This is a genomic window from Kribbella sp. NPDC020701 (assembly GCF_055562215.1).
The window spans coordinates 76,530-90,276 of record NZ_JBVHFT010000003.1 but is presented as its reverse complement, the minus strand read 5'-3'; the positions used below and the strand labels follow the sequence as shown (position 1 = coordinate 90,276).

Sequence of the window (13,747 nt, the reverse complement as noted above, 5' to 3'; positions counted from 1 at the left end):
GCCACCATGGCGAAGCTCAGCACCGAAGAGCTCCTCGGCCAGTTCAAGGAACTGACCCTGCTGGAGCTGTCGGAGTTCGTTAAGGCGTTCGAGGAGGAGTTCGGCGTCACCGCCGCCGCCCCGGTCGCCGTGGCCGCCGCCCCGGGCGCCCCGGCCGCCGCTGCCGAAGAGGCCGCGGAGCAGGACGAGTTCGACGTCGTTCTCGAGAGCGCCGGCGACAAGAAGATCCAGGTCATCAAGGAGGTGCGCGGTCTCACCAGCCTTGGTCTGAAGGAGGCCAAGGACCTGGTCGAGTCGGCCCCGAAGGCCATCCTGGAGAAGGTCGACAAGGCTGCCGCGGAGAAGGCCAAGGAGGCCCTCGAGGGCGCCGGCGCCACCGTCACCCTGAAGTGACCCGTGCGGCGCGAGCCGCACATCCAGCAGTACGAAGGGCGGTCCTACCCAGGGCCGCCCTTCGTCATGTTGTGCACGAAGCCGATCCAGGCGAAGGCCCACAGCCAACCGGCCACCAGGTCGGACGGATAGTGCAGTCCGAGCACCAACTGGGACAGCCCGACGATCACGAGTATGACGGCGCCGACTGCCAGCCAGATCACCTGCCGGCGCCGGACGCGCAGAAGCAGCACCACGATGGCGACCACGGCCGCGGTGTTGGCGGCATGACCGGCCGGGAAGCCGTACTGCGAGACCGTCTCCGGCAGTGGCCACAGGTCGGGCCGCGACCGGCCGACGATCTCCTTCAGCAGCGGGTTGACCGCCCAGACGACACCGACTCCCACCACGAAGACCGCGGCATCCACCCACCGGCGCAGGGCGAGCACGACAGTAAGCAACACGCCCGTGAGCGCTGCGAGCGGAGCCAGATCGGTGATGTCGTTCGTGAGCTGGGCGAGCCGTTCGACTGTCGTGCCGCCGGCGTCGTGGAACCAGATCAGCACCCGCTGCTCGCCGGGTACCGACCCCACTTCGACAATCCAGACCGCGAGCACCGCGACGATGCCGGCCGACAACGTCGCGAGGCTCAATCCGGACGATCTGCGCACCTCTGCGCCGAGACGGTCAGACGCCGATCTGGTGCCAGGGACCCCAGATCGCGAACGTCATGCCGCGACTCGCCTGGATGTTGACGAACAGCGTGTGCCCGTCCGGGCTGAAGGTCGAGCCGGCGAACTCGTCGCCGAACCGCGGAGCTCCGTTGCTGCCGACGAGCCGGTTCAGAGCGATGTCCCACAGTTGACCGCCGCGGGACAGGCCGCGTAGGTAGTTGTCCTCGGTGTTGTCCTCGCAGAGCACCAAGGTTCCCCGCGGGCTGCTGGTGACGTTGTCCGGGAAGTCGAGCGTCGCCCGGTTCGGCGACTGGTAGATCAGCTGCAGCTTCTGCGCCCGGGTGTGATACGCCCAGATCTGGCCGAAACCGTTGCCGTAGCCACCGACCGGATCCGGACCGGTCTCGGCCACGCCACCACCCTGCGTCGAGCAGAAGTACACGACGTTGTCGTCGTACACCTGTCCTTCCAGCCGGGAGAAGTACGCCGCACCTCGCGCACGACCCTGGTCACCGACGTACACGAGTGCCTGGTCGTTCGTGGTCGGCGCGGTCTGACCCGGTGTGTACGGGAACGTCGGGGCCGGGTCGTCGATGTCGACCCACTGCACGTCGTACGTCGCCCGCCGCGGCTGCTCGGCGGCCAGGTTCAGGTTCGGGCGGCCCTTGACGGCCAGCATCTGCAACCGGCCACCGTCCTCCAGCCGCCCACGGGTCACCGGATTCCGGCGCGGGAGATAGCGGTAGAAGCCGGACGGGAACGCGAAGTTGTCCTCGGTCAGGTAGAGAATCCCCGTCCCGGGGTCGAACGAGACGGCCTCGTGCGCGAACCGGCCGGCGTGGGTGATCGGCTGCCGGTCCGCCTGCCCGCCGGCCGGGACCTCGAAGACGAAGCCGTGCGGCTTGGTCAGCGGCACGTTCGACGCCCCGGTGAAATCCGGTCCGACGTCCGGCCCGTTCACCGCTTCCTCGCAGGTGATCCAGCTGCCCCACGGCATGATCCCGCCGCTGCAGTTCATCATCGTGCCGTTCAGGCTGGTGTAGGCGTCGACCACGGCACCGAAGCGCGTCACCTCGACGGTCGTCGTGCCACCTTGCGCCATGGTGTCGTACGGCGTACCCGGTCCGAACGGTGCGCCCGGATTGTTCAGCTCGTGGTTGCGGACCAGCAGCACGTTGCCGTTGCGGCGCTGGAACGCACCCATGCCGTCGTGCCGTCCGGGCAGGTTCGTGCCGTCACCCAGCACGACCGGGAACTCGGTGTCGTGGAACGACCGGTAGGCGAATCCTTCCGGCAGATGCAGCCGGACAGTGCCGTCGCGCTGGTCCGGAATCGCACGCAGCGTCCGGAACGACGGGTTGCCCGTTTCGTCGGCGACTGCCTCCCGGGCCACGAATCCCTGGAACGGCCCGCCCGCGAGCACACCGCCCGCCAGGGCCGCGCTTCCCCTCAGGAATGTTCGTCGTTCGATGCTCATCCGTGGTTTCCCCTCCTCGGTCGTGCCAAACCCTTGCGTCGAAGCTAGCTTTCGGCCGGAATCCCCGACAGATCTCGGACCCGTGATCGCGGTGTATGTCGACCCGATTGCGCTGCGATACCAGTTTCACCAGTGGTCTCGGTGGGGTCCGGCGTAGCGGGACCTCGGCAGTCGCTAGGATCACCCGCAGCCGCGTGTCACGTGCTATGAGCGCAGCGTGATCGACGTGACCAGAGCGTGACGCTGGTCAATCGCTTGACATGCGGGGGTTACGCAAAACCGTACTCGCGCGTAACCTAGGCGACCGTGCCTCGTTGGACCGGGCAGAAACTCGTCGGTTCGGGGCCAGACAGACTTTCCCGTGAGGAGGACCGGTGGGCGTAGAAGTCCGCGTCGAAGGTCTCACCAAGTCCTTCGGAAGCCAGCTGATCTGGGGCGACGTGTCCCTTACTCTGCCGGCCGGTGAGATCTGCGTGATGCTCGGCCCGTCCGGCACCGGCAAGTCCGTCTTCCTCAAGACGCTGATCGGTCTGCTCAAGCCCGACAAGGGCCATGTGTTCATCGAGGGCACCGATATCGCCACCTGCTCCGAGCGCGAGCTCTACGAGATCCGGCGGCTGTTCGGCGTGCTGTTCCAGGACGGCGCGATGTTCGGCTCGATGAACCTCTACGACAACGTCGCCTTCCCGCTCCGCGAGCACACCAAGAAGTCCGAGTCCGACATCCGCTCCATCGTGATGGAGAAGATGGAGATGGTCGGACTCGTCGGCGCGGAGAAGAAGCTGCCGGGCGAGATCTCCGGCGGGATGCGCAAGCGGGCCGGACTGGCCCGGGCACTCGTGCTCGACCCCGAGATCCTGCTCGTCGACGAACCCGACTCCGGTCTGGACCCCGTGCGTACGTCGTTCCTGAACCAGGTCATGATCGACCTCAACGAGGCGTTCGGCCCGACCTTCCTGATCGTCACCCACGACGTGAACACCGCGCGGACGGTGCCGGACAACATCGGAATGCTGTACCACAAGCACCTGGCGATGTTCGGTCCGCGCGAGATGCTGCTGTCCAGCGAGGAGCCGGTGGTCCGGCAGTTCCTCAACGCCCAGATGATCGGCCCGATCGGCATGTCCGAGGAGAAGGACGCCGACGAGCTCGCCGCCGAGGCCGGCCAGGAACTGCCCCCGCTGCCGCCGATCCCGATCCAGCAGTTGCCCAGCAGCGGCATGCTCCGGCCGACCCAGCGCCCGCCGGGCGAGTGGTGCCGCGAGAACGGCGTCACCCCACCCCCGGGGTCCTTCGCGGACACGACGGTGGGAGTCACGTGACAGTCTCTGCCACCGCCCCGCTGAAGCATGCCGGCAATCTGTTCGCTTTCGCTCTCGACACCGCCCGGGCCTCGGTCCGGCGGCCGTTCCAGCTGCGGGAGTTCCTGCAGCAGGCCTGGTTCGTCGCCAGCGTGACGATCATCCCGACCGCGCTGGTCGCCATCCCGTTCGGCGCGGTGATCGCGCTGCAGGTCGGCGGCCTGATCAAGCAGTTCGGCGCCCAGGCGTTCACCGGCTCGGCCGCGGTCCTGGCCGTTGTCCGGGAGGCGTCGCCGATCGCGACCGCACTGCTGATCGCCGGCGCCGGCGGCTCCGCGATCTGCGCCGACCTGGGCTCGCGCAAGATCCGCGAGGAGCTCGACGCGATGATGGTGCTCGGCATCGACCCGATCCAGCGGCTGGTGGTCCCGCGGGTGCTGGCGACGATGCTGGTCGCCTTCTTCCTGAACGGCTTCGTCAGCGTGGTCGGCGTGATGGGCGGCTACGTCTTCAACGTCGTCCTGCAGGACGGCACGCCCGGCAGCTACATCGCCTCGTTCACCGCGCTCGCGCACCTGCCCGACCTGTGGCAGGGACAGGCGAAGGCCCTGGTGTTCGGGTTCATCGCGGCGGTGGTCGCGTCGTACAAGGGTGTCAACGCGGGCGGCGGCCCGAAGGGTGTCGGCGACGCGGTGAACCAGTCCGTCGTCATCACCTTCATGCTGCTGTTCGTCGCGAACTTCTCGATGACGGCGATCTACTTCCAGCTCGTCCCGCCGAAGGGGGCCTGACATGTCGGCCCTGGTGGACACGCTGGTGAAGAAACCGCTCAACTCGCTCGACCGGCTCGGCGAGCAGCTCGCCTTCTACATCAAGGCTCTGGCCTGGTCCGGCAAGTCGATCACCCGGTACCGCAAGGAGATCTTCCGGCTGCTGGCCGAGGTCACGCTGGGCACCGGAGCGCTCGCGGTGATCGGCGGCACGGTCGGCGTGATCACGTTCCTGGCCTTCTTCACCGGCACCGAGGTCGGCCTGCAGGGCTACTCGGCGCTGAACCAGATCGGTACGTCGGCCTTCGCCGGCTTCGTCAGCGCGTACATCAACACCCGCGAGATCGGTCCGCTGATCGCCGGGATCGCGCTGGCGGCGACGGTCGGCTGCGGGTTCACCGCGCAGCTCGGCGCGATGCGGATCAGCGAGGAGATCGACGCCCTCGAGGTGATGGCGATCCCGTCACTGCCGTTCCTGGTCACCACCCGGATCATCGCCGGCCTGATCGCGGTCATCCCGCTGTACGTCGTCGGCCTGCTGTCGTCGTACTTCGCCACCAGACTCACCGTGACCACGTTCTACGGGCAGAGCACCGGCACGTACGACCACTACTTCCATCTGTTCCTGCCACCCGGTGACGTGCTCTGGTCGTTCGGGAAGGTGCTCGTCTTCTCCGTGCTGGTGATCCTGGTGCACTGCTACCACGGCTACCACGCGACCGGCGGTCCGGCCGGAGTGGGCGTCGCCGTCGGCCGCGCCGTACGGACGTCCATCGTCGTCATCAACGTCGTCGACCTGCTGCTGTCGATGGCGATCTGGGGTACGACGACCACCGTCAGGCTGGCCGGGTGACGCCATGACCAAATTGATCTCCCACAAGATCCTGGGCGTCGCCTTCATCGGCGTGGTCTGCTTCCTGCTCTGGCTGACCTACGCCTTCTACGCCAAGGTGTTCACCCAGACCGTCGACGTCGAACTGAAGACCAGCCACATCGGTCTGCAACTCAACGAGCACGCCGATGTGAAGCTGCGCGGCATCATCGTCGGCGAGGTCCGCGGGGTCTCCACCGACGGCGACGAGGCGACCGTGCAGTTGGCGCTCAAGCCCGATCAGGTGAGCGAGATCTCCAGCGCGGTCAGCGCCCGGATCCTGCCCAAGACGCTGTTCGGCGAGAAGTACGTCGCCCTGGTCCCGCCGAGCGGACCGGAAGGACAGCACATCAAGGCCGGCGACGTGATCTCCCGGGACAAGACCGCGGTCGGCATCGAGATCGAGAAGGTGCTGAACGACGCGCTCCCGCTGCTGCAGGCGGTCGACCCGGCGGACCTGAACGCCACCCTGAACACCCTGGCCACCGCGCTGGAAGGCCGCGGCGCCGAGATCGCGGGCACGCTGACCCAGCTCGATGCGTACCTGAAGAAGCTGAACCCGAACGTCCCGAAGCTGATGGACGCCTTGACCAAGCTCACCCAGGTCGCCCAGTTGTACGGCGACGCCACACCGGACCTCGTCCGCGCGCTGCGCAACCTGACCATCACCGGCAACACCGTGGTGGAGAAGCAGGTGCAGTTGCAGAAGTTCTTCGTCGACGTGCAGACGCTGTCCACGACCGGCAACACGTTCCTGAAGGCGAACGAGGACCGGGTGATCCGGCTCGGCGAGGTCAGCCGGCCGGTGCTGGACCTGCTGGAGAAGTACTCACCCGAGGTGCCGTGCTTCCTCAAGGTGATGACCGACACCGCCCCGATCCTGAACGACACGTTCCGGAACGGCCGGCTGAACATCAACCTCGAGCTGATCACCAACCAGCCGACGCCGTACGAGCCGAACGAGCTTCCGGCGTACAAGGACCACCGTGGACCGACCTGCGTCGGGAAGAACTACAGCCACCCCGGCTCGAAGCCCGGCCCGTACACGCAGGAGAACCCGGCGCCGTACATCACCGGTGACGACGGCGTGATCGGCGACCACAACAAGAACCAGCGCTTCCCGCTGAACCTGCAGCTGAACCGCGCGATGCCGGGCTTCGACCTGGACACCCAAGGCGTCGGTACGCCGGCCGAGCAGAAGGTGATCGACTCGGTCGTCGCCCCGGAGATGGGGATCCCGGCGACCGACGTACCCGATCTGACCACCCTGATGGTCGGGCCCCTCCTCCGCGGAGGGCAGGTGAATCTGAAGTGAAGATCCTCGACAAGAAGACCTCGCTCGACACCGTCAGGCTGGCGATCTTCGTGGTTGTCACCACGGTCGCGACCGCGCTGCTCGCGGTGACGATCGGGAACATCAGCTTCAACCCGACGACGAAGTACCGGGCCGTGTTCACGGATGCGGTCGGCCTGAACAAGGGTGACGACATCCGGATCGCCGGCGTGAAGGTCGGCCAGGTCGACAAGATCGCCCTCTACCAGGACACCCTCGCGATGGTGACGTTCAGCGTCGACTCCGACCAGGTCCTCGACGCCTCCACGCACGCCACGCTGCGGTACCGGAACCTGGTCGGCAACCGGTACGTCGCGCTCACCGACGGCGTCGGCGGTGGCGATCGGCTGAAGAAGAACGCCGTCATCCCGAAGGAACGTACGTCGCCGGCGCTCGACCTCTCGGTGTTGTTCAACGGGTTCAAGCCGCTGTTCACGGCACTCACCCCGGCGGACGTGAACCAGTTCGCCTTCGAGGTGATCAAGGTGCTGCAGGGTGAGGGCGGCACGATCGAGTCGCTGCTGGCCAAGACCGCGTCGCTGACCACCACGCTGGCCGACGCGGACCAGGTGATCGGCGACCTGATCACGAACCTGACCGCCACCTTGCAGATCGTCTCCCAGCGACAGCAGAACTTCTCGCAGTTGCTGGTGAACCTGCAGCAGTTCATCACCGGGCTCAGTCAGGACATCAACCCGATCCTGAACAGCCTCGGTTCGATCAACTCGCTGAACACCAAGACGGCCGGCCTGCTGCAGCAGACCCGGGTGCCGATCAAGGCGGACCTGGACCGGCTCCGCACGGTCGCGACCACGCTGGACGACACCCAGGGGATCTGGGTGAAGACGCTGCAGAACATGCCGGAGAAGCTGAACACGATGACCCGGACCGCGTCGTACGGCTCCTGGTTCAACTTCTACCTGTGCAACTTCGACGGCAACGTCACGCTGCCCATCGGCACCCGCATCCCGGTCGCCTACGACAACAACTCGGCGAGGTGCAAGAAGCCGTGAAGCCCTTCCGCGAACAGAACCAGGTGACGATCGGCGTCGTTGGGCTGACCGTGATCGGACTCATCATGCTGGCCGCGTTCAAGGCGCAGGACCTGCCGTTGATCGGTGGCGGGACGAAGTACTCGGCGCAGTTCTCCGAGGCCGGTGGCCTGAAGCCGAACGACGAGATCCGGGTGGCCGGCGTACGCGTCGGGCAGGTCCGCAAGGTCGAGCTCGAAGGCACGCACGTCCGGGTCGACTTCGTGGTGGACAAGGGCGTGAAGCTCGGCGACCAGACCGGCGCCGAGATGAAGATCAAGACGCTGCTCGGCCAGAAGTACCTGAAGCTGAATCCGGCCGGCGGTGGTTCGCTCAAGCCGGGGTCCGAGATCCCGCTGGCCCGGACGGTCTCGGCGTACGACGTGGTGGACGCGTTCTCGGATCTCGCCAGCACGACCGAGCGGATCGACACCGCGCAGCTGGCCAAGGCGCTGGACACGCTGTCGGCGACGTTCAAGAACACCCCGGAAGAGGTGCAGGCGTCGCTGACCGGCCTGTCCCGGCTGTCCCGGAACGTGGCCAAGCGTGACGAGCAGCTCAAGCTGCTGCTGCAGCACTCGAACGTGGTCACCAAGGTGCTTGCCGACCGCAACCAGCAGCTGATCAAGCTGATGAAGGACGGCAACACCGTCTTCCAGGCCGTGCAGGCGCGCCGGGCGCTGATCCACCAGTTGCTGGTGTCGACGCAGAAGCTGTCCGCGCAGATCACCGCGCTGGTCCGGGAGAACCGCAAGGACCTGGGCCCGACTCTGACGAAGGTGAACGCCGTACTCGCGGTCCTGCTGAAGAACCAGAACGACCTGGACGCGAGCATCCGCGGGCTGGCGCCGTTCGTCCGGCTCTTCACCAACACCCTCGGCACCGGCCCGTGGTTCGACACCTACGTGCAGAACCTGGTCCCGGTCCCGGAGATCCCGGCGCCGAGCATCCCGATTCCCGGCCTGCCTCCGGTCCTGGGAGGTGGTGGCTGATGCGGATCGCTTCCCTGTCCCGGCTGATCGCGATCGCGGTGGTCCTGGTGATCCTCGCGGTCAGCGTGGTGACGCTTTGGCCGCATCCCGATCGCGTCACGGCGACGGCGTACTTCCCGCGCGCGGTCTCGGTCTACCCGGGCTCCGACGTCCGTATCCTCGGGATCAAGGTCGGCGAGGTGGAGAGCGTCACCCCGGCCGGGCGGACCGTCCGGGTGAAGTTCTGGTGGGAGGCCAAGCACAAGGTGCCGGCCACCGCGAAGGCAGTCATCGCGGCGCCGTCCATCGTGGCCGACCGGTACGTGCAGCTGACGCCGGCGTACTCCAAGGGCGACGTGATGGCTGACGGTGCCGAGATCCCGCTCGCGCGGACCGCCGTACCGCTGGAGCTGGACCAGATCTACCAGAGCCTGAACGACCTGTCCGTCGCCCTCGGCCCGAAGGGGGCGAACGACCAGGGCGCGCTGTCGCGGCTGCTGGACGTCTCGGCGAAGAACCTGAACGGTCAGGGCGCGAAGCTGAACCAGACCATCACCGACGTCTCCAAGCTGACTGGCACGCTCGCGGGCAACTCGCAGAGCCTGTTCAGCACGATCCGGCAGTTGCAGACGTTCGTGTCCGCGCTGGCCGCGAACGATCAGCTGGTCCGGCAGTTCAACAACAACTTCGCCGCCACCTCGACCACGCTGGCCGGCGAACGCAAGGACCTCTCGGCCGCGCTGTCGCTGCTGGCGACCGCGCTCGGCGAGGTCGCGACGTTCGTCAAGGACAACCGGACGCTGGTGAAGACCACGGTCTCCAGCGCCGCCGACCTGTCGGCGATCCTGGTCAAGGAGAAGGCCGCGATCGCCGAGGTGCTCGACACGGCGCCGCTCGGCCTGGGCAACCTGGCCCGCATCTACAACCCGCAGTACGGGACGCTGGACCAGCGGATCAACCTGGCTCAGCTGGATGATCCGGCGAACTTCATCTGCTTCCTGCTCCGGCAGGCGAACCAGCCACTGTCGACCTGCTCGGCGCTGAAGCCGGTCCTGGACGCCCTGCCGAAGCTGCCGCTGCTGAGCCAGCTGACCGGCAGCGCTCCCGCCAGCGGCGGCCCCGCCGGTACGCCGTGGGCCCCGCTGCCCAAGGCGCCGTTGAACAGCCCGGACCCCGTTGACCCGACGCTCGGGGGGCTGGTCAAGTGAAACGCCGTACGTCGATAGTCGCCGGAGTGCTCGGGTTGGCGCTGTTGCTGACCGGATGTGATTTCAGCGTGTACTCGCTGCCGCTACCCGGTGGCGCGAAGATCAAAGGACCGTCGTACACGGTCACGGTCGAGTTCGCCGACGTCCTGGACCTGGTGCCGAAGTCGTCGGTGAAGGTCGATGACGTCACCGTCGGCACGGTCCAGAAGGTCTGGCTGGACGGGTACGTCGCCAAGGTCCGGATCAAGCTGCCGAAGAGCCTCGACCTGCCGGACAACACGCACGCGACGATCCGCCAGACCAGCCTGCTGGGCGAGAAGTTCGTGTCGCTCGCGCGGCCGGCCGGGTCGGAGCAGCCGCGCGGCAAGCTCGACAACGGCGAGGTCATCCCGCTGTCCCGGACGACCAGCAACGTCGAGGTCGAGGAAGTCCTGTCGGCGCTCTCGCTGCTGCTGAACGGCGGCGGCGTGGCCCAGCTGCAGATCATCACCCAGGAGCTGAACAAGGCGCTGACCGGCAACGAGCCGGCCATCCGCAGCGTGCTGACCCAGCTGAACACGTTCGTCGGCACCCTGGACCAGAACAAGCAGCGGATCGTCACCGCGATCACCGCGGTCGACGCGCTGGCAAAGAAGCTGAACGCGCAGAAGGCGACGCTGGCGACCGCGATCGACTCGCTGCCGAAGTCGATCGCCACCCTGGACAAGCAGCGCGCGGCTCTGGTCAGCACGCTGCAGGCGCTGGCGACGCTGGGCAACACCGCGACCCGGGTGATCACGTCGGCCCAGAAGGACCTGGTCGCGAACCTGCAGTCGCTCTACCCGATCCTGACCAAACTGGCCGAGGCGGGGGAGAACCTGCCGAAGTCGCTCGAGCTGCTGCTCACCTACCCGTTCCCGGACCAGGCCGCGAAGGCGGTCGGCGGTGACTTCACCAACCTGGGCATCACGCTCGACGTGAACACCCAGAAGGCCCTGCAGGGCATCCTCGGGCTCAAGCTGCCCACGGCCGGCCCGTCGTCCATCCCGGTTCCGCGGCTGAGCATCCCGCTGCACAATCCGACGAGCGGCGGCCTGCCGTCGCTGCCGGTGCCGACGAGTACGGCGACGACCTGCATCACCCTGCTCGGGCTGCCGGTCTGTACGCAGAAGCTCAACCGGTCCGGGTTCGATCCCGACCTGGCCCGGGCCTTGATGCCGGGGGTGGCCAAGTGATCACCAGAGCGGTCCGGATCCAGCTGATGGTGTTCCTGCTGATCACCGTCGTCGGCGTCGCCTTCGTGGGCGCGAAGTACGCCCAGGTGGACAAGCTGTTCTTCGACGAGGACTACACGGTCAGCGCGAGCTTCGCCGAGTCCGGCGGAATCTTCACCGGTGCCGAGGTGACGTACCGCGGCCAGCCGGTCGGCCGGGTCGGCGAGCTCAAGCTGCTGCCCGACGGCGTCGAGGTGAACCTCGACATCGACAAGAAGACGAAGATCCCGAACGACCTGCTCGCGGTGGTCGCGAACCGGTCCGCGATCGGCGAGCAGTACGTCGACCTGCAGCCCCGCCGGAACGACGGTCCGTACCTGCAGAACAACTCGAAGATCGCCCGCCAGGACACCGCGATCCCGATCGACACCACCGAGCTGCTGCTGAACCTCGACCAGCTGGTCAACTCCGTCGACAAGCAGAGCCTGCAGACCACGGTGCGCGAGCTCGGCGCCGCGCTGAAGGGCCGGGGCACCGACCTGCAGCGGATCATCGACAGCTCCGGCACGCTGATCGACGACGCCGACGCGAACGTCCTGCAGACGATCAAGCTGATCAACGACGGCGACACCGTGCTCGCCACCCAGGTGGCCGGCGGCGACGCGATCAAGACCTGGGCGAAGAACCTCGCGCTGCTGTCCGACACCCTGGTCAGCTCGGACGCGAACCTGCGCCAGGTGATCGACCAGGGCTCGGCCGCCTCGGAGCAGGTGACCGGCCTGATCACGGACAACCGTGCGGACATCGCGGTGCTGCTGGGTAACCTGCTGACGGTGAACGAGATCACCGCGGTCCGGCTGGACGCCGTCGAGCAGCTGTTCGTGGTGTATCCGGCGGTCGCGATGGGCGGGTACGTCGTCCCCGCGAAGAACGCCGACGGGCACTACGACGCGCACTTCGGCCTGGTGCTCGGCTTCACTCCGCCCGCCTGCCGGCCCGGGTACGGCGGGACCGACAAGCGATTCCCGCAGGACCTGTCGAACACGGCGGCCAACAACAAGGCGAGCTGTACCGCGAGCCCGACCACCGGCGTGAACGTCCGCGGCGCGCAGAACAAGCCGAGCCCGTCGTCGCGCGACCTGAATCGGACCGGATACGGCCTCGGCTACGACCCGGCCACCGGTGACGCAGGCGGGTCCGCCGGGACGCCGGACATGGTTCTCGGCTCGACCGGCGGTCAGGCCGACCTGCTCGGCAGCGACTCCTGGAAAGCCCTCATCCTCGGACCGGTGACGAGCAAGTGACCTCCAAGCGTGGCCCACTGATTCTGGCCTGGGCGCTCAGCGTCCTGCTCGTCATCGCACTGGCCGGAGCGACGATCGCTGTCGTCGCCCTGCGCAAGCAGAGTGCGCAGGACTCCCAGCGTGAGGGCGCGATGAAGGCGGGGCGGCAGCTGGCGCTCGACTTCACGACGTACGACTACAACACCTGGGACGCTGACTCGAAGCGGGTGATCGACGATTCCACCGGGCAGTTCAAGCAGGAGTTCCAGGCCGGCATCGACTCGGTGAAGGCCGACGTACTCGCGAACAAGGCGACCTCTAAGGGTGACGTGAAGGAGGCCGCGGTGGTCTCGAACGACAAGGACTCCGCCGAGGTGCTGGTGATCGTGAACGCGGTGGTGACGAACACGGCCTCGGCCGACGGGGTCGAGCGCCGCTACCGGATCAAGCTGGACATGGTCCGGGAGAAGGACCGCTGGCTGACCGCCGACCTCCAGGTGGTGGGCTGATGCCGGATCGCTCCCGCAACCGCCCCCGCATCGCCGGCCAGCGCCGTACGGCGGTCGATGTGACAACGAATGACATCGAAACGGCACCGGAGGTATCCGAAGCGATTCCGGAGACCCCTGCGGAGGATGTGACCCCAGCCACACCGGAGGCTCCTGAGGCTCCCGGCGAGGAGGTTCCGGGGGCGCCGGCGGTTACGCACGGTGACGCGAAACCCGGTCTGGGGCGGCTGCTGACCGCTGCGCTCGGCGTCGCCGTGGTCCTGGTGCTGACCGTCGCGGTGGTGCTCGGGGTCAAGGCGTGGCAGGGCAAGCAGGCCGAGGACGCCCGTGACCAGGCCGCCGCGGCCGGGCGGAAGGCGGCCGAGACCGCGCTCAGCTACGACTACCGCACCCTCGGCAAGAGCTTCGCCGCGGCGCGGGCGACGATGACCCCGGAGTTCGCCGGCAAGTTCGACGAGACCGCGAAGGTGGCCGGCGAGCTGGCCACCAAGACCAAGGCGACGGTGAAGGCCGACGTCCGCGAGGTCGGGGTCCGCGACGGCGACGCCGACCGGGTCACGCTGATCATCTTCGTGAACCAGACCACCACCAGCACGATCACGCAGGGTAAACCCCGCGTGGATCTCAACCGGACCCGGTTCACGATGGTCCGAAAGGACGGCCAATGGCTGGTCCAGGAGATCGCCGGACTGTAGTCTCTTTGTGACTCCGCACCAGGAGGGCGCCGGGAGGCTCGCGGGTGATCTACTCGCTG

The 13,747-nt window shown here is 67.3% G+C and carries 14 protein-coding genes; 12 read left to right on the top strand and 2 right to left on the bottom strand.

From position 1 onward, the window contains the following. Positions 1-6: 6 nt before the first annotated feature. Positions 7-393 carry a 50S ribosomal protein L7/L12 gene (gene rplL, locus ACZ3HV_RS07435; protein ID WP_133789427.1) on the top strand — a complete coding sequence of 129 codons (387 nt, stop codon included), beginning with the start codon at positions 7-9 and terminating at the stop codon, positions 391-393. A gap of 44 nt (positions 394-437) precedes the next feature. On the opposite strand, the gene ACZ3HV_RS07430 is transcribed toward rplL, so the two are convergent. Together ACZ3HV_RS07430 and ACZ3HV_RS07425 are read right to left on the bottom strand one after the other, a co-directional pair. Then, positions 438-1,043 carry a phosphatase PAP2 family protein gene (locus ACZ3HV_RS07430; RefSeq protein WP_465681852.1) on the bottom strand — a complete coding sequence of 202 codons (606 nt, stop codon included), beginning with the start codon at positions 1,041-1,043 and terminating at the stop codon, positions 438-440. A 16-nt stretch (positions 1,044-1,059) separates the two neighbouring features. Next, positions 1,060-2,523: a PhoX family protein gene (locus ACZ3HV_RS07425; protein ID WP_465681850.1), complete on the bottom strand. Its 1,464-nt coding sequence runs from the start codon at positions 2,521-2,523 to the stop codon at positions 1,060-1,062. Between the two features lie 374 nt (positions 2,524-2,897). Here ACZ3HV_RS07425 and ACZ3HV_RS07420 point away from each other — a divergent pair, with 374 nt between their 5' ends. The 11 genes from ACZ3HV_RS07420 to ACZ3HV_RS07370 are packed head-to-tail and all read left to right on the top strand — an operon-like array spanning position 2,898 to position 13,688. Next, positions 2,898-3,845 (top strand): ABC transporter ATP-binding protein, encoded by a 948-nt coding sequence (locus ACZ3HV_RS07420; protein ID WP_465681848.1) that lies wholly within the window; start codon positions 2,898-2,900, stop codon positions 3,843-3,845. Then, positions 3,842-4,615, top strand: coding sequence for an MlaE family ABC transporter permease (locus ACZ3HV_RS07415; protein ID WP_360364151.1), 774 nt, complete (start codon positions 3,842-3,844; stop codon positions 4,613-4,615). Before ACZ3HV_RS07420 ends, ACZ3HV_RS07415 begins: the two co-directional genes overlap by 4 nt. A 1-nt stretch (position 4,616) precedes the next feature. After that, positions 4,617-5,447 carry an MlaE family ABC transporter permease gene (locus ACZ3HV_RS07410; RefSeq protein WP_360364149.1) on the top strand — a complete coding sequence of 277 codons (831 nt, stop codon included), beginning with the start codon at positions 4,617-4,619 and terminating at the stop codon, positions 5,445-5,447. Between the two features lie 4 nt (positions 5,448-5,451). Continuing rightward, positions 5,452-6,780 (top strand): MCE family protein, encoded by a 1,329-nt coding sequence (locus ACZ3HV_RS07405; protein ID WP_465681845.1) that lies wholly within the window; start codon positions 5,452-5,454, stop codon positions 6,778-6,780. Next, positions 6,777-7,811: an MCE family protein gene (locus tag ACZ3HV_RS07400; protein WP_360364145.1), complete on the top strand. Its 1,035-nt coding sequence runs from the start codon at positions 6,777-6,779 to the stop codon at positions 7,809-7,811. Before ACZ3HV_RS07405 ends, ACZ3HV_RS07400 begins: the two co-directional genes overlap by 4 nt. Further along, on the top strand, positions 7,808-8,821 hold the full coding sequence (locus tag ACZ3HV_RS07395; RefSeq protein WP_465681843.1) for an MCE family protein: 1,014 nt from the start codon (positions 7,808-7,810) through the stop codon (positions 8,819-8,821). The genes ACZ3HV_RS07400 and ACZ3HV_RS07395 overlap by 4 nt, the downstream gene beginning before the upstream one ends. After that, positions 8,821-10,008 (top strand): MCE family protein, encoded by a 1,188-nt coding sequence (locus ACZ3HV_RS07390; protein WP_465681841.1) that lies wholly within the window; start codon positions 8,821-8,823, stop codon positions 10,006-10,008. The genes ACZ3HV_RS07395 and ACZ3HV_RS07390 overlap by 1 nt, the downstream gene beginning before the upstream one ends. Then, positions 10,005-11,222, top strand: coding sequence for an MCE family protein (locus ACZ3HV_RS07385; RefSeq protein ID WP_465681839.1), 1,218 nt, complete (start codon positions 10,005-10,007; stop codon positions 11,220-11,222). The genes ACZ3HV_RS07390 and ACZ3HV_RS07385 overlap by 4 nt, the downstream gene beginning before the upstream one ends. Next, positions 11,219-12,505 carry an MCE family protein gene (locus tag ACZ3HV_RS07380; protein ID WP_465681838.1) on the top strand — a complete coding sequence of 429 codons (1,287 nt, stop codon included), beginning with the start codon at positions 11,219-11,221 and terminating at the stop codon, positions 12,503-12,505. Before ACZ3HV_RS07385 ends, ACZ3HV_RS07380 begins: the two co-directional genes overlap by 4 nt. After that, positions 12,502-12,993, top strand: a complete 492-nt coding sequence (locus ACZ3HV_RS07375; protein ID WP_360364137.1) for a hypothetical protein — start codon at positions 12,502-12,504, stop codon at positions 12,991-12,993. The genes ACZ3HV_RS07380 and ACZ3HV_RS07375 overlap by 4 nt, the downstream gene beginning before the upstream one ends. Then, positions 12,993-13,688: a hypothetical protein gene (locus tag ACZ3HV_RS07370; RefSeq protein WP_465681836.1), complete on the top strand. Its 696-nt coding sequence runs from the start codon at positions 12,993-12,995 to the stop codon at positions 13,686-13,688. The genes ACZ3HV_RS07375 and ACZ3HV_RS07370 overlap by 1 nt, the downstream gene beginning before the upstream one ends. Positions 13,689-13,747: the final 59 nt, after the last annotated feature.